Source organism: Halalkalibacterium ligniniphilum (genome assembly GCF_000334155.1).
In the GTDB taxonomy this organism is placed as follows: domain Bacteria; phylum Bacillota; class Bacilli; order Bacillales; family Bacillaceae_D; genus Halalkalibacterium; species Halalkalibacterium ligniniphilum.
Genome location: NZ_ANNK01000054.1, coordinates 19,685 through 43,835 on the forward strand (window position 1 = coordinate 19,685; position 24,151 = coordinate 43,835).

The window sequence follows — 24,151 nt, forward strand, 5'->3', positions numbered from 1 at the left end:
GTGATCATGTGAGAACGTTTGAGAAGTCGAAAGCAGCGTTTGAAAAAGCAAAGCCCCTTATGCCCGGAGGTGTAAACAGCCCTGTACGTGCCTTTAAATCCGTGAAAATGGACCCTGTTTTCATGGAGCGTGGTGAAGGTTCAACGATTTATGATGTGGACGGAAATGAATACATTGACTATGTCCTATCCTGGGGACCTCTTATTCTAGGACATGCAGATAAGCAAGTGATTGAGCAAGTAAAAAAGACAGCTGAGCTTGGAACAAGCTTCGGTGCACCAAGTGAGTGGGAAACAAAGCTTGCTGAGCTTGTGATTGAGCGTGTTCCTTCTGTAGAAGTCGTACGGATGGTGAACTCTGGAACAGAAGCAACAATGAGTGCTCTTCGCCTTGCTCGAGGCTATACAGGAAGAAACAAGATTTTAAAATTTGAGGGCTGTTATCATGGTCATGGCGATTCATTGTTGATCAAGGCGGGCTCAGGTGTGGCTACACTTGGCTTACCGGATAGTCCCGGCGTACCTGAATCGGTCGCTCAAAATACACTGACTCTTCCTTACAACGACCTTGAGAGTGTTAACTATGTTTTCGACAAGTTTGGTGAAGACATTGCTGCTGTCATTGTTGAGCCTGTCGCTGGGAACATGGGAGTTGTCCCTCCAGAGCCAGGCTTTTTGCAAGAGCTTCGTCGAATCACGGAAGAGAACGGTACGCTCCTCATTTTTGATGAAGTAATGACAGGCTTTAGAGTTGGCTATCAATGCGCCCAAGGAAGATTCGGCATTACTCCTGATTTAACTTGTCTTGGTAAAGTGATTGGTGGTGGCTTACCTGTTGGAGCGTATGGTGGCAAACGTGAAATCATGGAAAACATTGCACCAAGCGGCCCGATCTATCAAGCAGGAACACTATCAGGGAACCCACTTGCTATGGCAGCAGGATATGAGACGTTATCTCAGCTAACGGAAGCGGATTACGAACGCTTTGAGCAGCTTGGAGAGCGGTTAGCAACAGGTCTTTCAGAAGCGGCGACAAAACATGGAATCCCTCATTATACAACACACGCAGGTTCGATGGTTGGCTTCTTTTTTACAGACACAAAGGTTACTAATTTCAAAGAAGCGTCAACGTCAAACTTGGATTTCTTTGCTCGTTACTTCCAAGAAATGCTTCAGCAAGGAGTGTCTTTACCACCGTCTCAATTTGAGGGCATGTTCTTATCGACGAAGCATACAGAAGCAGATATTGAAAAAACAATTTCGGCTGCAGAAGTGGCCTTTTCAAAACTAAAAGGATAATGGATAAAGCCTGACTTCCTCGGGTTCTTTACAAGCATGGCATCATCGCTTGTGTGAATCAGGAAGCGGGCTTTTTTTATTACTTCTCACTTTCCTCTTTAAGCTCGCCCTACTTTTTATACATAAATCTACTAGCCTTTTCATAAGGTGTAATGTACTGAACATGATCGTAACTGCAGGGTTGAGTAGAGATGAGGAGGAATGTAAAATGACACAAGAACATCCGTCAAAATTAACATTTTCGATTGAAGAATCAGTTTGGTTAAATAAAGGACAGGAAATAAAAGAAATTTTATCCATGTCGTTAGAGCCAGATATTTCAATTGAAGAAAAGGGCACTCATGTATTCATTAAGGGCGGCTTACGTCTTGTCGGAGAGTATCTTCCAGTGAAGCATGGAGAAGCGTTTGATGCGAATGCCCCTTTTCTTCAGGAACAAGTCTCTTTTCGTTCTGTTGAAGAAATGTCAATAGGTGATGATGGGACAGGTGAAATCAAACATGTTTTTCCTATTGATGTCACCATTCCGTTAAGTCGAATCCAAAATTTAGAAGATGTGTTTGTAGAGGTGGAATCGTTTGATTATGACCTTCCAGAAAAAAGTTGCATTCAGCTGACTGCTGATGTAGCAATTAGCGGGATGACAGGAGTTGAAGAAGAGCCAAAGGCAAATGCTGAGCCAACAAAAAGTAGGGAGGGACAAGAACAGCAGCTTCCTCCTGTGTTACCGATCGCACCGGCACTAGAGCCGATTCCTTCTACCTTTCAATTTGAAGCAAGAAAAGAGAAGAAAGAGTGGCAAGAATACAAGGAAAAAACGGTGAAAAAGATAGATCCAGAAGATGTACCCACACAAGAAGAAGGGGAGCAGAATAGCAAAAAAGATCGTTCGATTCAAGAGGGAAGGGAAAGAAACGAAGCATCCCTATGGGCAGCGTTCCCAAATGAATATAAAGAGAAAACGGTTGAATTGAATGTATTAGAACAAAAGCAAGCTTTGAAACCAAAAACAGATGAGCATTCGGAAATGTTTGCATCTACGTTAGAAGAGGAAAAACAGGATTCCGATTCTCACAAAGAGTTGGATGAACAGGTGGCTGAGCCAGCTATGAGAGCGGAGGAAGAGAAAGAGCCTGAACCGAGCGTTATTACACTTGATGGAAAAGTGGAACGAGATGGGGAACAAGGAGCGGTTGTCCATTTAACTTCTCACCAGCAGAGAGAACGTGAAGATCCTGTTGTCCAAAAGCAAGAGGAGGATATTCAAAAGAACAAGGAGGATGGATTACCAACGCCTAGAGAAGAGAACGCGTTATATTTAACAAAAATGCTTACAAAAGGAGAAGAACAATTTTCAAAGTTAAAAATGTGCATTATCCAACAGAATGAGTCACTCGATACCATTGCTGAACGTTATGAGGTGAGTACAAGTCAGCTCATTCGCGTCAATCGGTTAAATGAAGCACGAGTGGAGGAAGGGCAAATTTTATATATCCCTGTCTCTTCAAATTCGTAAGGGAGGGGTGATACGATGGATTTGCTCGGACAGCTTAAAAAACATTATCCATATCGCAACGTCGAATTCATTAACGACAACGTCATCAAAACGGAGCATGGTCGTAAACGGGTGCAAGCATGGGTTGATGAGCAGTTACTTGACTGGCATGTCCATTGGCGAGACCATTGTTTTTCAAGTCCATTTGTCCTTACAAACCGAATGATTCGAACCAATGAGGGGACAGCGGCTATTCGTTGGAAAGAGTGCTGGATTACGCTTCATGATGAATTAGGCACACCTTTCCCACAAAAATCCTATGAGAAGCAATGGGGGAAACTGTTAGGTAAGATGCTCCAATATGGGATTTCAACCGAAAAAAAGCTCCAAGAAGATAACGAAGCCTCCATTAACATGGACGAACTTGCCCCATTATTGCGAAAGTTCCCAAATGAAAAAAGACGAGTGCTTACACCTTATTTTGAAGAAGGACAGAAGCGCTTGAATATGGCTGGCCAAATCAAAGCCTTTTATCAAAAAGAGCCACTTCCCCTTCTTCAGCCTGATCTGACCATAAAGCGTGGTCGAAAAGTTCATGATGTTCTCGTATGGTGTGGTGATTTTGGCAAACCAATGCGTGGATATCGACCTGTTCGTGCATTTTTACAAACATGGTTGGAAAAAAACGGAGAACAATCATTGCAAAAGCTTTTTTCAGAAATGAATCTACAGTTTGATTTACGTGGGAACCAAGGTTTTTTGCTCATGGCTGAATGTTTACAGCCTATGGAGTTACTTCCCTTCTTCCATACATTAGAAGGGGAGCAGACCATTGACGACATTGACGATTGCTTTGAAAACATGAGACCCATGTGGGAGCAAAGCCGTCAGCTTGTGGAACAGCTTAGTAAATGGATGGATGAAGCGAAAAAGAAGGTGGGCACCTCATGATCAATCTGCAACCTAATTATGAAGCCATTTTATATCATTACGACCTTTATCCTGAGGAAATTGAAGACCTCGGAAAAATAAAAAAAGTGGTAACAAGGCATGGTATGTTTGCGTTGAAGGAAACGGACATGACAAGAGAGCAAGCAGACTGGTTTGTCCATTGTGTGCGCAAGCTTGGTAAGCTTGGCTACAATAGAGTGATTCCTTTGTTGTCAACGAAGTTCGGCGAATATACGATTTCAGATGGGGCCCATTGCTATTATGTGATGCCATGGGTTGAGGAGGTTCCTTATGGAGCACGAGAATCACAAGAAGAAAAGCTCATTGACCAGCTTGGCATTATCCATCGATTGACAGTAAAAACCCAGCCCTTTTCAAAAGAAACGTTAGAAGCATCATACAAACAACGATTACAACAATGGGAGATGAAAATGCTCGAAGTTCATCGATTTGCTGATGTTGCTGAAAGAAAAAGTTACATGTCACCCTTTGAGCTGACGCTTTTGACCCATGTTGTCCGACTTGAACAATATAGTGAAGCAGCAAAAGCTCATTTAAAAGCATGGTACGATACTTGTCTTGAAAAAGAGAAATATCGCAGTGTTTTATGTCATGGACGTATCAATCGCTCTCATGCCTTTTTTGACGAAAATTTCGATCCGATTTTAATTAATTTTGAACGAGTGGCTCTTGATACACCTGCCCGTGACTTGGCTAGCTTTTGTCGGCAAAGCTTTCCCCATGCACTCTGGTCAGAAGGAGAAATCTGGAAGTGGTTTGACCGCTATGAACAGCACTTGCCATTGCTAGAAGAGGAAAAAAATCTTCTTAGTGCTTATCTTACATTTCCAGAGCCGATTGTGTTCGCCATTGAAGCCTACAGCAAAAAAAACGGAGAAATATCTGAGATGATGCATGTACATCGCTTAGAGAAGAGATTACTTGCGATGCGAAAAGTACAGCGACTTACACAGAAACTTGTACCTGTAAAGGAAAGCTAGACGTTCTCTTTTAACGAGGAGAACGTTTTTTGCTGTATCTTTTTAAAATAACCTTAAAAGAAGACAGCAATAGAGGAAAATGAGAAAGGTAAGGATAATGACATCGAATGTCGTGGGAAAAAGAAGCGTACGTAAAAATTGAAAAATGATTAAAGGGAGCAAGCATTGGGCGAAGGCAGATCGAATTCGAAAAAACCAAGGGGGGCGATGATGCTTATGATAGCGACGCATCCTTTGTCTGTCTCCTTTCAACATCCACGTTACCATTTTAATCATTATTTTATAGCCTATGCTTATGAAGAAAAAGGTGTGCATGTTGTAAGAGTAGGATAGAGAGGCTTTTAGAAAAAAGGACCGGACAACAGAGAAACAGCATTGCTTGGTTTGCTGTCCTCAAACTTACACGAGATTCATCCCCTTTTTTACTGAAAAAATAAGTATAAAAAAACAAAAAAATGGGGATGCTCGTATTGACGAATAAAGGCAAACAACGCTAAAATAAACCATACGAAATTTGAAATGCGAAGACAGGGAAGAGTAGGTCCAAAACCCTTTTAGAGAGGGGAGCCATTTGCTGAAAGGCTTCCTAGGATGTATGGATTGAAGGTCGCCCTTGAGCAGCTTTGCTGAACAACAGAGTAAGCAAAGCCGGTGAACAGCCGTTAATGTCCATGAAGTGTGTAAGTGATCATCGCTTACAAACAAAGGTGGTACCGCGAAAGTAACTCTCTTCGTCCTTTGGATGAAGGGGGTTTTTTGTTTTTATTTAGGAAAAAAGCGAGGAGGATGATGAGATGGAAAAACAAGAAATTTCCATGCCAACAAAATATAACCCACAAGAAACGGAACCCAAATGGTATCCATACTGGGTAAATGGAGCGTTTTTTAAAGCAAAAGGGGATGAAGCAAAGAAGCCGTATACGATTGTCATTCCACCTCCGAATGTAACAGGAAAGCTTCACTTAGGTCATGCATGGGATACAACGCTGCAGGATATTTTATCTCGTGTGAAGCGCATGCAGGGGTATGATACGTTATGGTTGCCAGGGATGGACCATGCAGGAATTGCAACCCAAGCAAAGGTAGAGGCGAAGCTCCGTGAGCAAGGAACCTCCCGTTATGAATTAGGACGCGAGGGGTTTCTTGAAAAAGCTTGGGAATGGAAGGAAGAATACGCAGATTTTATACGTCAGCAATGGGCGAAGCTCGGTCTTTCCCTCGATTATTCCCGGGAACGTTTTACCCTAGATGAAGGGCTGTCAAAGGCTGTTCGGGAAGTGTTTGTTAAGTTGTATGAAAAGGGGCTTATTTATCGAGGCGAATACATTATTAACTGGGACCCTGAAACAAAAACTGCCCTTTCGGATATTGAAGTCATTTATAAGGATGTCCAAGGTGCGTTTTATCATATGAACTATCCTCTCACAGACGGTAGTGGCCATATTGAAGTGGCGACAACTCGTCCAGAAACGATGCTTGGAGATACAGCTGTTGCTGTCCACCCAGAGGATGAGCGTTACAAGCACTTAATTGGTAAAACGGTTACGTTGCCGATAACGGGGCGAGAAATTCCAATTGTCGCCGATGATTATGTTGATATGGAATTTGGTTCAGGTGCGGTGAAGATCACACCTGCACATGATCCGAATGATTTTGAAATCGGAAACCGTCACAACCTTGAGCGTATTCTTATCATGAATGAGGATGGTTCAATGAATGAAAACGCAGGAAAGTATCAAGGGCTTGATCGCTTTGCCTGCCGTAAGCAAATTGTAAAAGACCTTCAAGAAGAGGGTGTGCTTTTTAAGATTGAAGAGCATACTCATTCAGTTGGACATTCAGAACGAAGCGGAGCGGTCGTTGAGCCGTATCTTTCAACACAATGGTTTGTAAAAATGCAGCCCCTTGCAGAAGAGGCCATCAAGCTACAGAACACAGATGGGAAAGTGAACTTTGTACCAGAGCGCTTTGAAAAAACCTATTTACACTGGATGGAAAACATTCGAGACTGGTGTATTTCACGTCAGCTTTGGTGGGGGCACCGCATTCCTGCTTGGTACCATAAGGAAACAGGCGAAGTGTATGTTGGTCATGAAGCACCAGAGGATGAGGAAAATTGGAAGCAAGATGAAGATGTCCTTGACACATGGTTTAGTTCAGCGCTTTGGCCTTTCTCAACAATGGGCTGGCCAGATACGGATGCTCCTGATTTCAAGCGTTTTTATTCAACAGATGTGCTTGTGACTGGCTATGACATCATCTTCTTCTGGGTTTCACGGATGATTTTTCAAGGGCTTGAGTTTACAGGTAAGCGTCCATTTAAAGATGTGCTTATCCATGGGCTTGTGCGTGACGACCAAGGACGGAAAATGAGTAAATCATTAGGGAACGGTGTTGACCCGATGGAGGTTATCGACAAATACGGTGCAGATTCACTCCGTTTCTTTCTGTCGACTGGCAGTTCCCCAGGAAATGATTTACGATTCCACTGGGAAAAAGTCGAATCAACGTGGAATTTCGGGAATAAAATTTGGAATGCTTCCCGCTTTGCGCTCATGAATATGGATGGCTTAGCATACGAGGAAATTGACCTGAATGGCGAAAAATCGACGGCAGATAAGTGGATTTTAACCCGTTTGCAAGAGACGATTGAAGATGTTACTCGCCTTATTGATACGTATGAATTCGGTGAGGTTGGCCGAATCCTATACAACTTCATTTGGGATGACTTCTGTGACTGGTATATTGAAATGGCGAAGCTGCCTCTTTACGGCGACGATGAAGCTGCCAGGAAGACAACGCGTTCGATTCTTGCGTACGTCTTAGATCAAACGATGCGGCTCCTTCATCCGATCATGCCGTTTATTACCGAGGAAATATGGCAGCACCTGCCTCATGAAGGTGAATCGATCACCGTTGCCTCATGGCCTGAAAAGCGTGAAGACTTCATGTTTTCTGATGCAGTAAAAGACATGGAGCTTCTTAAAGAGGTGATTCGTTCCGTCCGCAACACGAGAGCAGAGCTAAATGTTCCAATGAGTAAAGAAATTGAGCTACACATCCGAGCAAAAGATGAAGGAGTCTTAAGCCAGCTTGAACGCAATCAAAGCTACATTGAGAAGTTCTGTAACCCAAGCGAATTAAAGCTCGGGATCGATTTACCGACACCAGAAAAATCGATGTCCAATGTATTGTCCGGCGTAGAGCTTTACTTACCGCTTGCAGGACTTTTAGATCTTGATGCGGAGATTGCCCGTCTTCAAAAAGAAGAGGAAAAGCTGAATAAGGAAGTTGAGCGTGTCCAGAAAAAGCTTAGCAACCAAGGGTTTATCGCAAAAGCCCCTGAAAAAGTCATCGAAGAAGAAAAAGCGAAAGAAGCCGATTACCTAGAAAAACGTGAAGCGGTGCGTGCCCGGATTGCTGAGTTAAAAGGATAACCATCAAATAGGTTGCCTAAGACATTTTGTCTCGGCAGCCTATTTTTCTCATCCTACAATGTTTTTTAGCGAATGAATTAGGAGAAGAAGAGCGGAATTCCATGCTATAATGGATTCATTTGCTTAAAAATCATTTATATGATGGTCGAATAGAAGAGAGTGAAGATGACAAAGATATTTTTTGAAAATAGAGGTTCTATTCATTTTTACTGCTCTGCTTGTAAGTTTAGTAGGCTGTGGGAAGGAATCAGAAAATGGAGAAGTCAGTGAGCAAACGAGTGAATAAACCGAATCTTCAACAGTTGAAGAAAATCCGATTGTTACAATAACGATGGAAAACGGTGAAGATATTATCCTTGAATTGTATCCTGACATTGCTCCAAATACAGTTAATAACTTTATTTCTTTCATTGAAGAAGGCTAGAGGTAATAATAGTTCTTTCATTGATTTTTCTTCCATTGAAAGTTGACGACGGTTGTCGCTATAATCAGAACAAAGAGATACAGGAGCTAGGGAGCTGAGAGAGATGCATACAGCTGAAGAGGCAATTGAATGGATTCATTCACTCTTGCCATTTGGGATGAAACCTGGACTGAAGCGAATGGAGTGGATGCTTGAAGCGTTAGGGAATCCGGAAAAACAGATTGATTACATTCACATCGGTGGGACAAATGGCAAAGGGTCCACCGTTAGTTATATGCGAAACGTTCTTGAGGCGGGAGGATACAAAATTGGTACGTTTACTTCTCCTTATATAGAGTTGTTTCAAGAACGAATATCTGTCAATGGACAACCAATAAGTGATGAAGATCTCCTCGATGGTTGTGTTCGGATTCGTCCCCTTGTAGAGGAATTACAAAAAAGTGAGTTAGGTAGCCCGACAGAGTTTGAGGTGATTACAGCCCTTGCGTTTGACTATTTTGCGAACAAGGTGAAGCCAGATCTTGTGCTACTTGAAGTTGGCTTAGGAGGAAGAATGGACTCGACCAATGTCATTCAACCACTTCTCTCGATTATTACGTCCATTGGCCATGATCATATGCATATTTTAGGTGATACACTTGGGGAAATTGCTTATGAAAAAGCAGGGATTATTAAAGAAAAAGTTCCGGTTGTGACTGCTGTAGAACAGGATGAGGCTTGGGAGGTTATTGACAGAATCGCTGCGGAAAGAGGAGCGACAGTCTATCGATATAACCGAGATTTTATGACTTCGAATCTTTTGGTGACAGAGGATGAGCAAAGCTTTACGACCAAAACGCCTTTTCGCGCCCATTTTGATTATAGGCTTCAAATGAAAGGACCCCATCAAATTTCAAATGCGGCTCTTGCCATTATGGGTCTCGACATTTTATGTGCTTATTATTCTTTTCAATTGGACGAACAAGCATTTAAGCAAGGACTTTGGAATACGACATGGATTGGACGATTTGAAACGGTGAGTCATGCGCCCTTGACGATAGTAGATGGCGCCCACAATGCCGAAGGGTGGGAAGCATTGGCCAAAACATTAGAGCTTCACTACCCAAGCTATACGTATCGCTTTGTCGTCGCCTGTACGAAAGAGAAGGATATGGAGAAGCTTCTTGCTCCTTTTCAACAGTGGGATGCACGATTTACATTTACGAGCTTTGAGTTTTTTCGTGCTGAACAAGCAAAGGTTTTATATGAGCAAGCACCAGTGAAAAATAAGCATATAGAGGAAGATTGGAAAAAAGCAATACGGCAGGAACAGCAAGCGCATCAAGAAGGAGAAATGCTCATTGTTTCTGGGTCGCTTTACTTTATTGCACTTGTTCGTAGATATTTGCTCAGTGAGCAGTCGAATCAAACGACCAGTGCTGTAGCTTTGGATTAGGAACAATCAAGAGTGAAAATGGAAGCCCCGTAAGCATGATTAGTAGCTTACGGGGTTTTCAAAATGTCTAATAACATTTAAAGAGGGCATCTCGATTAAATACGGTTGTGCCTCCTCCAGAGGTATACCCGATTCGATTGTTGCCCCTGACATTAAGGTTTCCACCGACTGCAATGGTGCCACCTGCTTCAATGAAAAGATTGTTATTAGCAGTAAGATCACCTGCTACAAAAAAATCACCAGATTGGGCAGAAATCTCTCCATTGTTGTGAACGGTCAACTGACCTAAAACAATGTCTTCCTCAATTTTTAACTCGGAATTGTTATGAAGTTGTAATTCTCCATCTAGAATAAAGCGTCTTGCTTCAATCGAGGAGTTATTGTGACCAGCATAGCTTCCAGCGTAAAACGTATCCTGTAGGGAGATAGTAGAATTGTTTCCATTAACAACCACTAGATTTCCTACCAACAAATTACTTTGAGAAGGAGTGATTGAGTCGTTATAAGCTACCTGATTATTAAAAACTAAATTGTTCGTAATCATTAAATTCCCATATATATTGAGATCAAGATTGTTTCGATTGATCGTAAAATCATCAAAAACAAGAGTAACTGGCTGATCTGGACTGCCAAACGTAATCCTATTAATGTTGCTGTTAATGGTTAACGAGCCAGCATAGAAAATCGGACTTCCATCAGAAGACATGATTTTTTCTTGAATAAGCTCAATCTGGCATTGGTCATCCCAATTGCGACATGAAGAAAGCTCAGAGCGTATGTCTACAGCTTCTTGCTTTGCTCGTGCAATTTCATTGTTATAGAAGCTTGCAAGTTCATTTTTATATGACAAGAGGGCCTCTGTTAATGCCGCTTTTTGCCCGTTTGTTAGTTCGCCCCTATCCTGCCGCCCTTGTCCTTGCCACCTCCAATTCCATAGCCAACTCAGGTCCCAATTGGATGGCATAGAACCACCCAAGAAAAACTCATCCGTTTTTGCTGGGATCATCTTTCGTTTTTCAGGTGTAATAATTTGACAAGGATCTTGAGAAGAAATGTCCACAAAGTCAGATAATACACTTTCAACTCCGTTATACGTCTGTGTCACTGCATACTGTCCAGGGGCTAGATTCTCGATCATTGTGTTGTGTAAATCGCTCACCTTTTCAATCTGATTTTCTTCATTAAGGCGATAAAGGGTGTAAAAAGCAGCCTTCTCTAATCCTTCAAGAATCTCCAAAGTCCTTTCACTGCTTGCCAACGTTAGCTTGTTTGGGCGAACGGTGGAAAATGCCTCTTGCTCTGCTTCCGACGGAAGACGACTTTCTGCTCCATTCACTGTTTGCCTCACATAGTATCCTGCTCCAATTGGCACATTCTCAATGAGTGTTATTGAACCATCTGTCCGAGCAACAGTACCTGCGACAGGGACATGGTCGCTCGTATAGACCTGAACCGTTGCCCCAGGCTCGAGTGCAGCTGAAGGGATTTTTAAGGCTCCAGTCGTTTGGTCACGCTCGGCATCCATTCCTTCAACAACCAATATTGGTGGTGGACATACATTTATAAAAGGAGATGGACCGCTTTCCATTCCTTCAACCACCTGTGTTACGTAATACCCGACACCATAAGGAACGTCTTGAAAGACATACGCCTCTTTCTCCTGAACCGTCTTTTCTACCAAAAAGTCTGGATCCGTTTCGTTACGAAGGATTACGGTCCCATTAGGTGTCATCCCTCGGACATAAATCATCCGTTCAGCATTTGGGATGCAGCCGTCTCCAAAAACAGTAAGAACATCAGGACGTTCGCTTAACGGGATAATAAAGTAGCTATCAACGGCTTCAACTGCGATAACTTCAAAGGTTGGCACATCGTCTGTTGATTCAATGAAGGGAATGGCCTCCTCCTGAATTCCTAAAAAGCCATAGCTTGTGAAATCAATGCGAATAAAATCAAACATTTCATCGGTGGCTTTTATAGGGTCTCCGTTTTCCTGTTCCACAAATGGAGTGAATCGGATGCTTCTGATTTGATAGGTGGATTCTTTACCATCCGTTTGCTGGAGCATTTTGCTAATTTCTTGTCTATATTCGATGGGCGTATTTGCTAGGGTTTGAAGAAAGGCTTGTGCATACGCGCGATTTAATATGTGCACATCGTCCTCACCTTCATCACGTAGTGCCAAAAAAGCCGTTCTTCCATCCTCTTGTGCTTTTTTTTGTTGTTCACGTATTAATGCCTCAAAGTAGGTCACGCCCATCTCGGCTACGTCATAGGAACGCTGCTGTTCATTTGTCATCGCTACTTGTCTAGCTGTTGAAAGAATCATCGTTAAAAACGCTGTTGCGGCGACAGCGATAACAGCCATAGTTAACAAGACTGTAAGAAGGGAAGACCCTTGCTGTTGATGAATGTCACGATTCATAAGCGGCGAAAATCCTTTCCAATTGTTCTACGAATCAGGGTGCTTGTTTCATACTGTTGCTGACCGTTATGGTCAAACAAAGCAATGCGTGTAACAGTAAGTATTGAAGTCCGAGGAGAAATGGTTATCTCGGCTGATGTTCCCTCTTTCGTTGAAGCGAAAAAGGATTGTCCAGTGTCATCCTTCAGTTCAAGAATGAGATGAACATTTGCTGGCGTAAGTTGTCCGTCAATTTCAAGCTGTACGTTCCCCTCATTGTTCACCGTTTGAATAAGGTAAGGCCTGTCTGTCGAGTTCTCATGGGCGGCTCTGAGCATTGTCAGGATCAGGTTTGCTTCTTGGCGCAGCTGACTATGGTTTTGAACCTGATTCGATGATTGGAATGCACCAAGTAGGACTTGAGAAATGAGAACAATAATAATGGATGAGAGAGCTAAGGTGAGCATCACTTCAACGAGTGTGAAGCCCGATTGATTTTTGTAGCATTTCACACATCTCACCTTCCTTCATGATTAAGCTCTGATATACGGAAATAATCGAACGATCCTGTTCCCTCTTCACCAGCAAGCATGACACCTACGTACCGTTGACCAGCTGTTCTTTTCATCGCATACCTTCCTTGATATTTTTCCCCGGTTCTCATGTTCAGCAGCTGAAAGGAAACATCCTGCTCCTGATCCGAAAATAAAGTTGGCGTAACCTCTATTTTAATAAGCCAGCGTTCATCGGCACGGGTCATATCTGTTTGAATTGATACTGGAGGTGAACAGGTTGGAGATTCATTCCCGTTTTTTCTTTCTCTAACGACAATTGCCCCTTTGGGAAATCGTGTCGAGCATCTGTGCCGCAAGCTAGGGTTTAACTCAAGAAGTAATCCTGTATCTGCCATGTATGACCCATTTGAATCAGTCGAGACTGCTGAGTCAAGAAAAACACCAGCACGATGAAAGGTAGAACGGTTTGATTTTTCTTTTTGAAAAGAAACAACCGTCTCAATTCGGTAGGCTGGATAAGAGATTGGCACAAATAACAGCTTTTCCGTGCTTTTGGTGAAGGAAGCACGAAGATGAACCGCGTGTTCAACATCCCATTGATCCTTGCACATCCCACCGTTACAGATTGCTCGCCCTGATTGAAGCAGTTCATGAGCGGTGAGCTGGCTACGTACATCTTGCAATTGATTTGTATAAGCAAAGGTTTCGGTTAATAATGTGTCAAAATTTGCATCTCGAAAGATTTGAACGTGAAGTTCATACAATGAAAAGTTCGGGTCTTTTTCTGCTATCGCCCGTACATAAAAGTTTCGCTGATTTCGTTCGATTTGACATGTACTTGCATCAAACTGTGGGATTGTTTGAAACACAGGGTGGCTACAAGGAATGATCGTTTGTCTGTCATCTGGTTGCTCAGGCTGATAATTCGTTTCTAGCACAACTGAAATTTCTCTTGCAAGGTCTGTGGCAAGCAGGCGTTCTTCATTTCGCGAAGAAAACAACATGCCTTGAGAAAAAAATGAAAAAAATGCAGTTAAAACAATGGAAAGGATCGCAATTGAAAGCAAAAGCTCAAGTAAGGTGAATCCAGACTGTTCACGTATAGAGATTTTCACGTTGTGTCTCACCAGCCTAATCAATAAAAATTTAGAGCGATTTACCACGTGGACGTTTCTTTTAAACTTATCTACTTTAGTATACAATACTAACGAACTACCTAGTTGTTATCATCGATTAAAAATGACTCACAGGGGGCATCTTTTATGGCTGTTAATATAGGATTCACCGTCCTCGCTGGTTTGATTGTCTTTCTTCTTTTTACTCAACTTAAATGGTTTGACTTGAAGAAACGATTATCTATAAGTAGCATTTCAGTGTTACTTGCATTGATTACACAGGTTTTTTACTATCTCTTTTCCTTTACCGTAGCCTTAACAGCTCTCGGCATACTTTTAGTTCTCTTTTCCTATTTATTAACGAAACTTGCAGAAGAGCATGCTAACCATCAAGAGGGTTTGGCTGAAGATAACATAGCTCAAAACGGCTTCTCTCATGACGAACAAGAAATATTGACTGTAAATAAAATAGAGGATGAGCAGCAAAGCAAGAAAAAGCAACGCTCACCTTTTTTAGGAGAAGCAGTCTTTGAAAAACAAGACAATGCTTTAGAAGTAGATAGATTAGTAGGTACTAGGCTGAACAGTACTTTAGAAGAACATGAAATGGATCGTGATGAAGCCAGCAACATTCATGGGACTGGACAAGGTAAGACAAGCAATGAAGATGTTGCAAGGATGGAAACAAAACCATTGGTAGATGAGGAAGATGAACTGACCCTTCTTGTGAATCAGCGTCTCTCACCTCTTTTGGATGACATAGAAAATGAAGAAACGCTTTTTCATAGAACGAATACATATGAAATGACGAAAGAGGAGCAGGAACAAAAGAAAAATGAACGTCATGAAAAAAATCTAGAGAGTTTCATACATAATCAGGAAAAAAATGAGGAACAAAGCCTAGATGTTTTCTCTTTGCAAACGGATCGGCGTGAATTGTTTACTCAGCTTGAAGAGGAAGCACAGTCAAACAAATAACGATTAAGGAGGGGGAGAATAGGTTGAATCGAATATTGTTTTTTAAAACATGGCTACTGTTATGTGGCTTAACTGCTTTCTTTCTCTCATTTTCGTATGCAGGCTCGTGGGCTTTTGAGCATTATGGAGTGCTTGAAGAGCGGTTACCTGAGCAAACAAGTGTTGGTGAGGTAAACGTTAGTAACGACAGGCTTTCCACTGCCAAGGAAAAGCTTGAGGAAGAAATGATTCAATGGAAGGACCGTGCGTCCATTTCCATTGTATTTTATGAGAAGCGAGAACTGTTAAGCTCAGAGTTTGTAAGCTTTCATATTGAAGAAGCCATTCAAGAAGCACAGCAGCAAGGAAAAGGAACGCTTGAAGGAGAGGTCAGTAGAAAAGAGGCTGATCGTGTGATAGAGCGTCTTGTTCCAGCTGATATTTTGCCTTTCGTTCAGCGAGATGCGTTATATCGATTTATTGAAGAACAGCTAGTCGATCTGCAAAAAGTGTCCATTGAAGTGGACATTAGTGATTATTTAACAGAGACCTATGCTGTTTCAGCTGAAGATGTGGCAGCCGTTGCCTCGATTCAATCAAATGAGCCTTTGCTCTATTTGCAACAGTGGGCACCCGTTTTGAATGACATGGTAATTGAGGCGAAGGGCTTCTTTTCCCTTCAAGGAGTAATGGAGGAGAACGGAGAAGCAATCGTGGAAGGAGATGCACTTCGTATTCTTAGCTCGGCACTCTATCAAGCATTTGTTCAGAGCAATTTTCAATTGATCGAACGACATATAGGACACATATTACCTCCTGAAATTGAGCCTGGCTATGACGCATATGTGAATCGAAATGAGATGGATTTAAAAGTGTACAATCCAAATCATCATTCATACCGACTCAAGGTAAGCTATGAGGGCAATGAATTGAGCGTAGCCTTAATTGGGAAAGCCTTTATCTATGATTATCGTCTTGAGCTTACGGAGGAAAGAGAAATTCAACCTGAGAGAGTCGTTCAATTTTCACCAACTCGGCGTAGCGGGGATCGCCAAGTGTTAGTGCTTGGTCAAACAGGGCATTTGTACACAATGTACCGAACCGTTTACCGTCTAACAGGGGAGGAAGTGGAATCAGAACGATGGAGTGAAGATTATTATCCTCCGCAGCATCAGATCGAAGAGTGGAGTCTTAAAGAACAGGATCAAGTGCCTCCACAACCGAGTGTAGATCCAACACCGTTAAACCCAGTTCCTCAAAGTCCTATTTTCCCTGAGGCAAATGGGGCATCATTCAGCGAATCACCTATTCGCGAAGCAGAATGGAATCAGAACGAAGAGGAGGAAGGTGGCTTTCAGGTTGGAGAGCCTTTTCATTCTGAACAAAATGAGGTAAGCCCAAACCATGCTTTAGAAGGGGCATCAAAAGGGGATTAAATGTAAGAAAAGAGGTGAGATGCATGTCAAAAGAACGGAAGCGACTAGGGAACTTACTTGTAGAAGCGGGTCTCATCACAGCAGAACAGTTACAAGAGACACTTATGACAAAAAAGGATGGGCAAAAGCTCGGTCATGCCTTAATCGAACGGAATTATCTCTCCGAGGAACAGCTCATTGAAGTTCTAGAATATCAGTTGGGTATTCCGCAAATTCGCTTGTACCGTTATCCTATTGATACGACGTTAATGAGTGTTGTCAGTAAAGAATTTGCCCTCAGAAATGAACTGATTCCGATTAAAAAAGAGGGCAACCGACTTTACGTAGCGATGGCTGACCCGATGGATTACTTTGCCATTGATGATTTACGTTTAGCCACAGGGTATCAAATTGAAACAATGATTGCTGCAAGAGAGGAAATTGCTCAAGCGATTCACAAATATTACACCCTTGAGGATTCCATCTTCGACCTAGACGTTACTGAGGAAGAGCTAGAATCTGTTATTCGTCAGGAGGACGATGATGCTCCTGCGATTAAGCTTGTTAACCAAATTCTTTTATTAGGCCTCAAGCAACATGCGAGTGATATTCATGTTGATCCCCAAGACAAGCATCTGCTCATTCGCTACCGAGTAGACGGGGTATTAAAAACGGAACGGGCTTTTCCAAAAAACATCCAAAATGTACTGGTTGCACGAATAAAAATTATGGCAAACCTGAACATTACAGAAACACGGTTACCTCAAGATGGACGAATTAATGTAACGCTGGAAGGGATGCCCGTTGACTTGCGAATATCAACGTTGCCAACCGTTTTTGGTGAAAGGATTGTCATCCGTATTTTAGATTTAGGAAGTAAGCGGACTATGCTCTCTCAGCTTGGTTTTAATAAAATCAACTATCAAAAATTCATAAAGCTTATCGAACAGCCGAGTGGGATGATTTTAATTACTGGACCGACCGGTGCGGGAAAATCATCGACGTTATATGCTGCGTTGACCCATCTAAATACTGATCATGTGAACATTATTACCATTGAGGACCCAGTTGAATATCAAATGGAAGGCATTAATCAGGTGCAAGTAAACAGTCAAATTGGGCTAACGTTTGCTACAGGTCTTCGGTCCATTTTGCGACAAGATCCGAACATTATCATGGTTGGCGAAATACGGGATTTGGAAACGGCAGAGATTGCCATTCGAGCGTCATTAACTGGACATCTTGTTTTAACAACTCTTCATACGAACAGTGCCATTGCCACCGTCCCTCGCTTGTTAGATATGGGGATAGAGCCATATTTGGTTGTTTCTTCGATCACTGGAATTGTCGCGCAGCGGCTTGTTCGACAGCTTTGCCAAGAGTGCAAAGAAATCGTGACTCTGACTGAAATGGAATTGGAGCTGTTTGAAAAACGTGGGATGGACGCTGACAGCATTTACAAAGCCAAAGGCTGCCCTCACTGCGGCGGAACTGGTTATAAAGGTCGACTAGCGATTCACGAGGTTCTTGTCATTGATGATGAAATGCGCCAAATGTTAATGAACAAACAACCGGTTTCGATGATTCGTGAATATGCGCTTCGTTCTGGGATGATTTTTCTGATTGATGATGGATTATTTAAAGTCAAACAAGGCTTGACAACGATAGAGGAAATCATGCGTGTCGTCGTTAATGAATAGGAGGGAGAGCAATGAAAGAACGATTAGAAGAGCTGCTGAAGGAAGCTTTTACAAAGGGTGCCTCCGACATTCATTTAACAGTTGGTCTGCCCCCGATGCTCCGTATTAATGGTGAGCTTGTTCGTTTTGCACAGGTCAGCCTAAAGCCTAGTGACACAGAGGGGATGGCAAAAGCAGTTATTCCTGAACCACTGTGGGAAAGGTTTCATAAACAAGGTGAGCTTGATTTTTCCTATGGTATTCCAGGCTTGTCTCGTTTTCGGATCAATACTTTTTTTCAACGTTCTTGCATCTGTCTTGCGATCCGTGTCGTACCAACTGTGATTCCAACATTGAGCCAATTGAACATGCCGTTAATCCTTCAACAGATCGCTAAAAAGCCTCAAGGTCTCGTCCTTGTGACTGGGCCAACAGGGAGCGGCAAGTCAACGACTCTTGCGGCTATGATCGATTATATTAATGAACATGAAAAAAAGCACATTATTACTCTAGAAGACCCAATTGAATATTTGCACAAGCATAAAAAATCCATCGTCAATCAGCGGGAGGTTGGGTTTGATACCCTTAATTTTGCGAATGGACTCAAAGGATGTCTTCGTCAAGACCCTGATATTATTCTTGTAGGAGAAATGCGCGATTTTGAAACCATTTCAATTGCTTTGACGGCAGCAGAAACTGGGCATCTCGTTCTCGGAACCTTACATACGACTGATGCACCATCAACGATTGATCGAATCATTGATGTGTTTCCACCAGCGCAACAGTCTCAAATAAGAATTCAGCTTTCCGCCGTTCTTGCGGCAGTCATTTCGCAACGACTATTTAAAACAAAAGACGGTAAAGGACGCAGAGCAGCAACAGAAATTCTTATCAACAACGCAGCAGTGAAAAACTTGATCCGGAATGGAAAAGTGCACCAAATTCAAAATGTAATGCAAACAAGCAGGGCGGCTGGTATGCATACATTGGAAATGTCAATTAGAGAATTATTAGAGCAGCGTGTTATTTCTCAGGAAGTCGCTGCGCCATACATAGATACAGGTGAACAATAAAATGGCTCTTTACAAGTATAAAGGACGAAATCGGCAAGGAAGAATCGTACAAGGTCGCATAAAAGGGGAGCATGAAAAGGACGTGCGCTTAGCCTTACGAGAAAACGGGGTGATTGCAACAGAAGTGACAGAATTAAAAGGGGTTCTCTATCAAGAGATCACCTTTAGGCGAAAAGTAAAATTACGTGATTTTGTGATTTACTTACGCCAATTTGCAACCATGGTTAAAGCGGGAATTTCCGTTGTGAATGCAACCGAAGTATTGGCAGAACAAACAACAAGCAAACCTCTTAAGCAAGCCCTTGAAAAGGTTTTAGATGATTTACGTGAGGGGAACTCATTTTCTGATTCGGCTGAGCGACAGCGACACATTTTTCCTCCTCTTTTTACAAATATGATTCGAGCTGGAGAAGCAGGGGGAAATGTTGATAACATTCTCGAAAGACTAGCCGAATACTATGAAAAGCAGCATCGTACAAAGCAAAAAGTAATGTCTGCTCTTTCTTATCCTTTCGTGGTAGGAATGATTGCGATGGTCGTTGTTGTATTTCTTCTTTCCTACGTTGTACCTGCCTTTGCAAATATTTTTCGCTCATATGGTGAAGAGCTTCCCCTTATGACACAATTTGTTCTTCAAGCAGGTGTTTGGTTTCAAGCATGGTGGTGGGGTTTGTTGATTTTTGGAGTCATTTTCTACAGCTTGTTTCGTTGGTGTAAGCAGATTCCTAAAGCTACCTATTATATTGATAGTATCCTGTTGAAGGTGCCTTTATTCGGACAACTGTTTCAAAAAGCGGCTCTTGCTCGTTTAACAAGGACGCTTAGCTCGCTCTTAGCAAGCTCGGTACCTGTATTGCAAGCATTCTCCATTGCTGAGCGAGTTGTTGGGAACGAAGTCATTGCGACAGTGATTCGTGGTTCGCGCAATTCGCTTGAGCGCGGCGAATCGATTACATCGCCAATGAAGGAGCATTGGGTGATTCCATTACTTGTTACGCAAATGATAGCTGTAGGAGAGAAAGCAGGCTCCTTAGATACAATGCTAGATAAAATCGCTGACTTTTATGAGGCTGAAGTAGATGCCACAACGGATCGATTGAAAACACTCATTGAACCATTCATGATTGTTTTATTAGCTGGTATCGTTGGAATCATCGTTGCAGCGATTGTCCTACCGATGTTTGAAATGTTTGGCACAATTAACTAGCAATAAAGCTTTCCAATTTATAGGGTTCTTTGGTATGATGATTTGTATAGGATAATACTTTAACAATACTAACAAATGTGGAATGCAATGAAAGGCTACCTGTATTTGGGCACTTGGGTAGCGTGGAGCAAGTAGTGCAACCGGCCAATTTTGTACCTAATATGGACAAAATTGGTTTTTGTTTGCGTTTAAAGCTGATAGGTTATGGGAACTGAGACTTTAGGCTTGTTAATATTATCATAAAAAATGTTAAAAAACTGGAATTTAGGAGGGGGACAAATGAAACAACAAGTATCAAAGCTTCTTAAAAATCAAAAAGGATTAACGCTCATTGAGTTACTTGCCGTTGTTGTCATTTTAGGCATTATTGCGGCGATTGCTGTACCGAGCATCGGCGGAATTATTGATAATAGTCGAAAGGATGCTCATGTGGCAAACGCCCAGCAAATGATTAGTTCAGCAAGACTAGCGGTTACAGGAAATGGAAGCCTACAGCCGAGAGGTGGGGACACGATCGAAATTTCACTCGAGTATTTGGAGGACGAAGGATATATTGAAACGGTCATTGATCCAGATGGAGATGAACAGAGCTATGATCGTGATGATTCGTTTGTAGCTGTATCCAGAGAAGGAACACAATATACATATGAAGTGACGCTCATCGGTGAGAAGAGAAGCATTTTGAGAAAAGGTGAATTCGAATTAGAAAGAGATATTGTGGAAGATAACTAGATTACGTTTATAGAATGGCAGACTCAAATGTGTAGGAGCAAGGTCCTTGTAGGTGACAGGTTGTAGCGATGAGATTCGATAGGATGCTTCAACTTTTCAGGATATAGGGTGTGTTTTCTAATAGAGTCTGTCTTTTTTTATTCGTTATGAAAATAAAGATTTTTTAACATCTGAGTTTATCGACGTAGTTAAAAATTTAAAGGCCTAAGTATAACAGCAACGAAGGCTTTCGCTATGAAGGACTTGGCGAAAAGCCAAGTTTTGTTTATCGTAAATTGGCGATAAAAGCAGGATTTTTCGAATGGAATTTTGAAAGAATACATGATTGGTTGTTTTTAAATTTGATGCTATATTCAAAGAGGTTTTAAAAAGAATGGAATGGTTCATCGCAGGTTACTTATTTGTTTTAGGTCTTTTACTTGGGTCCTTTTATAATGTCGTCGGTTTACGTGTACCGCTAGGGGCTTCGATCGTGAAGCCAAGGTCTCATTGTCCAGCGTGCCAACGGACGTTAACTCCACTAGAGTTAATTCCTGTCATTTCCTATTTTATGGTAAAAGGACGATGCCAAGGCTGTCGAACGAAGATTTCCTTTATGTACCCAATGGTTGAGCTATCGGTGGGAATCTTATTTGCTTCTGTTTATCTGTGGCAAGGCTTGAATGGAGAACTGATTGTGGCTCTTTCGTTCATTTCCTTATTTGCTATCATTTTTGTTAGTGATATTCGTTATATGGTTATTCCAGATAAGGTGTTACTATTTTTTGCTCCATTACTTCTTGTGCTACGATTGACGGTCGCACCACTTACACCTTGGTGGGAGCCCTTTGTCGGTGCAATGCTTGGGTTTGGACTCTTGCTAGTCATCGCTGTTGTAAGCAAAGGAGGTATGGGTGGAGGAGACGTGAAGCTGTTTGGTGTTCTTGGTTTGGTGCTTGGCTGGGAAGGTATCTTGCTAACCTTTTTATTATCCAGCTTCTACGGTGCAGCCGTTGGTGGTGTGGCGTTAGCGACTGGACGTATTAAGCGTGGGCAACCAATTCCATTTGCACCTTTTATTATGCTTGGCGCTTTGACGGCTTATGTTTTTGGTGAACTGCTAATTGAATGGTACGTAGGACGGTTTTTCCTCTGATTATTGAAGAAAAGCAAAAGCTAAGAAAGGCTAATATTTTAAAGCTGTCTAGCGAAGGCGCCGGCGGCACGAGGTCGTTCCTGCGAAAAAAAGCGTTTTCTAATCAGAGTTTCCAGCACTTGTCACGGCTGAGCAAGGCGTTTGCGCTTTGCTTAACGAATCAGAAAGTACGAAAATCATGATAACTTTCTGATAAAAAAAGACGAAGGCTCTCGCCATTAAGGACTTGGCGGTAAGCCAAGTTTTTCTAATTATTGCATACCCGCTTTTGGATATTTTTGAAAGAATGGAGGTCCATGAATGAGAAAGTGGTTTCGTGGTCGTAAACAGCTACGACATGCTCTAATTATTAAAGACCATGTTATTCGCTACGTGCAATGTCGAGGGCCTCAGCTTGATCAAATCGAACGTCTTGAAGAACGTTATCTGCCCCAAGGAATTATTGATAAAGGGAAAATGGTTGAACGAGAAACTGTGAGCATGATCGTGAAAGAGTGTGTCGAACGGTGGGGGATAGCTAGGGCGGCTGTGCAATTCTGTGTTCCAGATGCCTTTGTCACAATACGCTCACATCATGTGGATGGGAACGTTCCTGATGATGAAATCAAAGGTGAGCTTTATTTAAGCTTAGGAGAAACATTGCATTTGCCTTTTGATGACCCCATTTTTGATTACAAGGTTCTGGACACAAAAGCTAGGCAAAAGCAGGTGTTACTGGTTGCTGCACCAGAAAGCATGATCATGGAGTATGAAGAGTTATTGCGAGAAGTGTCCTTGAAGCCAATTGCTTTTGATTTAACGTCCCTTTGCCTTTATCGTCTTGCTGAAGCCTATGAACAGATTCAGCGAGATGATCACGTACTTTTTTTACAATATGACATTACTGCATACAATGTAACGATTTTTCATAGAGAAATTCCCGTTTTTACGAGGCATTTTCAGATTGAGTTGGACCGAAGAGAGTGGAAGCAACTGCCTGATGCAAAGGGGTATCATTTCAGTGGGGAGCAGCGTGGGTTGGAAGTGGAGTTTGATCAAGTGTTGAATGAGCTTGAACGAATGATCACTTTCTATCAATTCTCTGTGCAAAAAGGTCAAACAGGGGTAGATGCCCTTTATATTTTTGGAGATTTTCCTTATTTAGAGCAATTTTTTGAAAGGCTTGAAAAGAGGATCGATCTATCCTGTCAATTTATGAAACCTGTTCAAACTGAGTGTGGGTCCATTGACGTCGTCCCACTTCGATTTTATGAAAATCTTGGACTTGTTTTGAAAAAAGAGGTGCAAGAATGGCGTTAGAGATTAACTTACTTCCAGAAAAAGAGCGTCGTGATTTCACCACCCTTTTTCTTATTCTAATCATCCTTGTGTTCTTAACGGTTTTAGGTAGCATGATGTATGTTTTTATTGGTTCACTTAACGCTAAAAATGCTGAATTAGAGCAACAAATAGTTGCGAACCAACAAATGCTATCTGAAAGGACGGCTCAGCAAACGATAGGGGAAGCAGGAACTACTGCAGAATTGCAACATTCTATTCACGTTCTTGAACAACATATGGTTCCCGTCACTCCGGTGCTGGATTCGCTTGTCTCCCTCTTGCCTGAACGAGGTTTTTTTCTTGATCTGCGTTATGAACGCTATGGGCAGTTGGAGCTAAAGGTCCAGTTTGATCAGCTTGCTGAAGTGGCTTATTACCAAAAGCAGCTACAAACCTCGCCCATTGTCCTAGCAGCATCGTTAGCAGCGATCCATACAACGGAAATTTCTCTTGACGAGGAGGAAGGAGAACAAAACCCATTGCCTCGTTATCAAGGGGACTTTACGATTCAGCTTGATATGAAACAGATTCAAGAAGAAACGAGTGAACATTCATGAG

General features: G+C 42.1%; 19 protein-coding genes, 1 riboswitch and 1 other annotated feature. Of the genes, 16 read left to right on the top strand and 3 right to left on the bottom strand.

Translation table 11 applies throughout. From position 1 onward, the window contains the following. The first annotated feature begins 8 nt into the window (after positions 1–8). The 7 genes from hemL (at position 9) to BLT_RS21420 (ending at position 10,041) form a co-directional block, all read left to right on the top strand. Positions 9–1,298 (top strand): glutamate-1-semialdehyde 2,1-aminomutase, encoded by a 1,290-nt coding sequence (hemL, locus tag BLT_RS0104945; RefSeq protein ID WP_017726704.1) that lies wholly within the window; start codon positions 9–11, stop codon positions 1,296–1,298. A gap of 208 nt (positions 1,299–1,506) precedes the next feature. Then, entirely contained in the window at positions 1,507–2,814 is a 1,308-nt protein-coding gene (gene spoVID / locus BLT_RS22605; RefSeq protein ID WP_017726705.1) for a stage VI sporulation protein D, read from the top strand. Between the two features lie 15 nt (positions 2,815–2,829). Next, complete coding sequence (locus BLT_RS0104955) at positions 2,830–3,744, top strand: hypothetical protein (protein WP_017726706.1); 915 nt, start codon at positions 2,830–2,832, stop codon at positions 3,742–3,744. Then, a complete protein-coding gene (gene ysxE, locus BLT_RS0104960; RefSeq protein ID WP_017726707.1) occupies positions 3,741–4,745 on the top strand; it encodes a spore coat protein YsxE in 1,005 nt (334 codons plus the stop codon). Before BLT_RS0104955 ends, ysxE begins: the two co-directional genes overlap by 4 nt. A gap of 515 nt (positions 4,746–5,260) precedes the next feature. After that, positions 5,261–5,487: a binding site (T-box leader), on the top strand. Between the two features lie 52 nt (positions 5,488–5,539). Then, positions 5,540–8,182: a valine--tRNA ligase gene (locus BLT_RS0104970; protein WP_017726709.1), complete on the top strand. Its 2,643-nt coding sequence runs from the start codon at positions 5,540–5,542 to the stop codon at positions 8,180–8,182. Positions 8,183–8,513: 331 nt separating this feature from the next. Beyond that, the gene (locus BLT_RS24915) at positions 8,514–8,606 is read left to right on the top strand and encodes a peptidylprolyl isomerase (RefSeq protein ID WP_152414280.1); all 93 of its coding nucleotides are present in this window, start codon (positions 8,514–8,516) and stop codon (positions 8,604–8,606) included. Positions 8,607–8,709: 103 nt separating this feature from the next. Beyond that, positions 8,710–10,041 (top strand): bifunctional folylpolyglutamate synthase/dihydrofolate synthase, encoded by a 1,332-nt coding sequence (locus BLT_RS21420; protein WP_017726710.1) that lies wholly within the window; start codon positions 8,710–8,712, stop codon positions 10,039–10,041. Positions 10,042–10,108: 67 nt separating this feature from the next. Here BLT_RS21420 and BLT_RS0104985 read toward each other — a convergent pair whose 3' ends face one another. From BLT_RS0104985 to BLT_RS0104995, 3 genes are read right to left on the bottom strand one after another with little or no spacing between them, the layout of a single operon-like run. Beyond that, on the bottom strand, positions 10,109–12,466 hold the full coding sequence (locus BLT_RS0104985; RefSeq protein ID WP_017726711.1) for a hypothetical protein: 2,358 nt from the start codon (positions 12,464–12,466) through the stop codon (positions 10,109–10,111). After that, on the bottom strand, positions 12,463–12,957 hold the full coding sequence (locus BLT_RS0104990; RefSeq protein ID WP_017726712.1) for a PulJ/GspJ family protein: 495 nt from the start codon (positions 12,955–12,957) through the stop codon (positions 12,463–12,465). Before BLT_RS0104990 ends, BLT_RS0104985 begins: the two co-directional genes overlap by 4 nt. Positions 12,958–12,962: 5 nt before the next feature. After that, positions 12,963–14,075, bottom strand: coding sequence for a type IV pilus modification PilV family protein (locus tag BLT_RS0104995; RefSeq protein WP_017726713.1), 1,113 nt, complete (start codon positions 14,073–14,075; stop codon positions 12,963–12,965). Positions 14,076–14,222: 147 nt separating this feature from the next. Between BLT_RS0104995 and BLT_RS0105000 the strand changes: the two genes are divergently transcribed. From BLT_RS0105000 to BLT_RS0105040, 9 genes are all read left to right on the top strand, one after another. Next, positions 14,223–15,053, top strand: coding sequence for an ABC transporter permease (locus BLT_RS0105000; protein WP_017726714.1), 831 nt, complete (start codon positions 14,223–14,225; stop codon positions 15,051–15,053). A 23-nt stretch (positions 15,054–15,076) separates the two neighbouring features. Then, positions 15,077–16,468, top strand: coding sequence for a VanW family protein (locus BLT_RS0105005; RefSeq protein WP_017726715.1), 1,392 nt, complete (start codon positions 15,077–15,079; stop codon positions 16,466–16,468). Positions 16,469–16,491: 23 nt separating this feature from the next. Continuing rightward, positions 16,492–18,147, top strand: a complete 1,656-nt coding sequence (locus BLT_RS0105010; RefSeq protein ID WP_017726716.1) for a GspE/PulE family protein — start codon at positions 16,492–16,494, stop codon at positions 18,145–18,147. An 11-nt stretch (positions 18,148–18,158) separates the two neighbouring features. Next, a complete protein-coding gene (locus BLT_RS0105015; RefSeq protein WP_017726717.1) occupies positions 18,159–19,199 on the top strand; it encodes a type IV pilus twitching motility protein PilT in 1,041 nt (346 codons plus the stop codon). 1 nt (position 19,200) lies between these two features. Next, a complete protein-coding gene (locus tag BLT_RS0105020) occupies positions 19,201–20,406 on the top strand; it encodes a type II secretion system F family protein (RefSeq protein WP_017726718.1) in 1,206 nt (401 codons plus the stop codon). Positions 20,407–20,476: 70 nt separating this feature from the next. Next, a riboswitch (cyclic di-GMP riboswitch) is annotated at positions 20,477–20,561 on the top strand. A 124-nt stretch (positions 20,562–20,685) separates the two neighbouring features. Then, on the top strand, positions 20,686–21,138 hold the full coding sequence (locus BLT_RS21425; protein ID WP_017726719.1) for a type II secretion system protein: 453 nt from the start codon (positions 20,686–20,688) through the stop codon (positions 21,136–21,138). 373 nt (positions 21,139–21,511) lie between these two features. Beyond that, on the top strand, positions 21,512–22,273 hold the full coding sequence (locus tag BLT_RS0105030) for a prepilin peptidase (protein WP_017726720.1): 762 nt from the start codon (positions 21,512–21,514) through the stop codon (positions 22,271–22,273). A gap of 300 nt (positions 22,274–22,573) precedes the next feature. Further along, complete coding sequence (gene pilM / locus BLT_RS21430; protein WP_017726721.1) at positions 22,574–23,572, top strand: type IV pilus biogenesis protein PilM; 999 nt, start codon at positions 22,574–22,576, stop codon at positions 23,570–23,572. Continuing rightward, positions 23,563–24,150: a PilN domain-containing protein gene (locus BLT_RS0105040; RefSeq protein WP_017726722.1), complete on the top strand. Its 588-nt coding sequence runs from the start codon at positions 23,563–23,565 to the stop codon at positions 24,148–24,150. Before pilM ends, BLT_RS0105040 begins: the two co-directional genes overlap by 10 nt. Position 24,151 lies beyond the last annotated feature (1 nt).

What these genes read in the sequence shown, in the direction of transcription:
- BLT_RS0104985 (WP_017726711.1), bottom strand. Translation starts at nt 12,466, where the DNA reads ATGAATCGTGACATTCATCAACAGCAAGGGTCTTCCCTTCTTACAGTC.
- BLT_RS0105020 (WP_017726718.1), top strand. Translation starts at nt 19,201, where the DNA reads ATGGCTCTTTACAAGTATAAAGGACGAAATCGGCAAGGAAGAATCGTA.
- spoVID (WP_017726705.1), top strand. Translation starts at nt 1,507, where the DNA reads ATGACACAAGAACATCCGTCAAAATTAACATTTTCGATTGAAGAATCA.
- BLT_RS0104970 (WP_017726709.1), top strand. Translation starts at nt 5,540, where the DNA reads ATGGAAAAACAAGAAATTTCCATGCCAACAAAATATAACCCACAAGAA.
- BLT_RS0105010 (WP_017726716.1), top strand. Translation starts at nt 16,492, where the DNA reads ATGTCAAAAGAACGGAAGCGACTAGGGAACTTACTTGTAGAAGCGGGT.
- pilM (WP_017726721.1), top strand. Translation starts at nt 22,574, where the DNA reads ATGAGAAAGTGGTTTCGTGGTCGTAAACAGCTACGACATGCTCTAATT.
- BLT_RS0105000 (WP_017726714.1), top strand. Translation starts at nt 14,223, where the DNA reads ATGGCTGTTAATATAGGATTCACCGTCCTCGCTGGTTTGATTGTCTTT.
- BLT_RS0105040 (WP_017726722.1), top strand. Translation starts at nt 23,563, where the DNA reads ATGGCGTTAGAGATTAACTTACTTCCAGAAAAAGAGCGTCGTGATTTC.
- BLT_RS21425 (WP_017726719.1), top strand. Translation starts at nt 20,686, where the DNA reads ATGAAACAACAAGTATCAAAGCTTCTTAAAAATCAAAAAGGATTAACG.
- BLT_RS21420 (WP_017726710.1), top strand. Translation starts at nt 8,710, where the DNA reads ATGCATACAGCTGAAGAGGCAATTGAATGGATTCATTCACTCTTGCCA.
- BLT_RS0105015 (WP_017726717.1), top strand. Translation starts at nt 18,159, where the DNA reads ATGAAAGAACGATTAGAAGAGCTGCTGAAGGAAGCTTTTACAAAGGGT.
- BLT_RS0104955 (WP_017726706.1), top strand. Translation starts at nt 2,830, where the DNA reads ATGGATTTGCTCGGACAGCTTAAAAAACATTATCCATATCGCAACGTC.
- BLT_RS0105030 (WP_017726720.1), top strand. Translation starts at nt 21,512, where the DNA reads ATGGAATGGTTCATCGCAGGTTACTTATTTGTTTTAGGTCTTTTACTT.
- ysxE (WP_017726707.1), top strand. Translation starts at nt 3,741, where the DNA reads ATGATCAATCTGCAACCTAATTATGAAGCCATTTTATATCATTACGAC.
- BLT_RS24915 (WP_152414280.1), top strand. Translation starts at nt 8,514, where the DNA reads ATGGAAAACGGTGAAGATATTATCCTTGAATTGTATCCTGACATTGCT.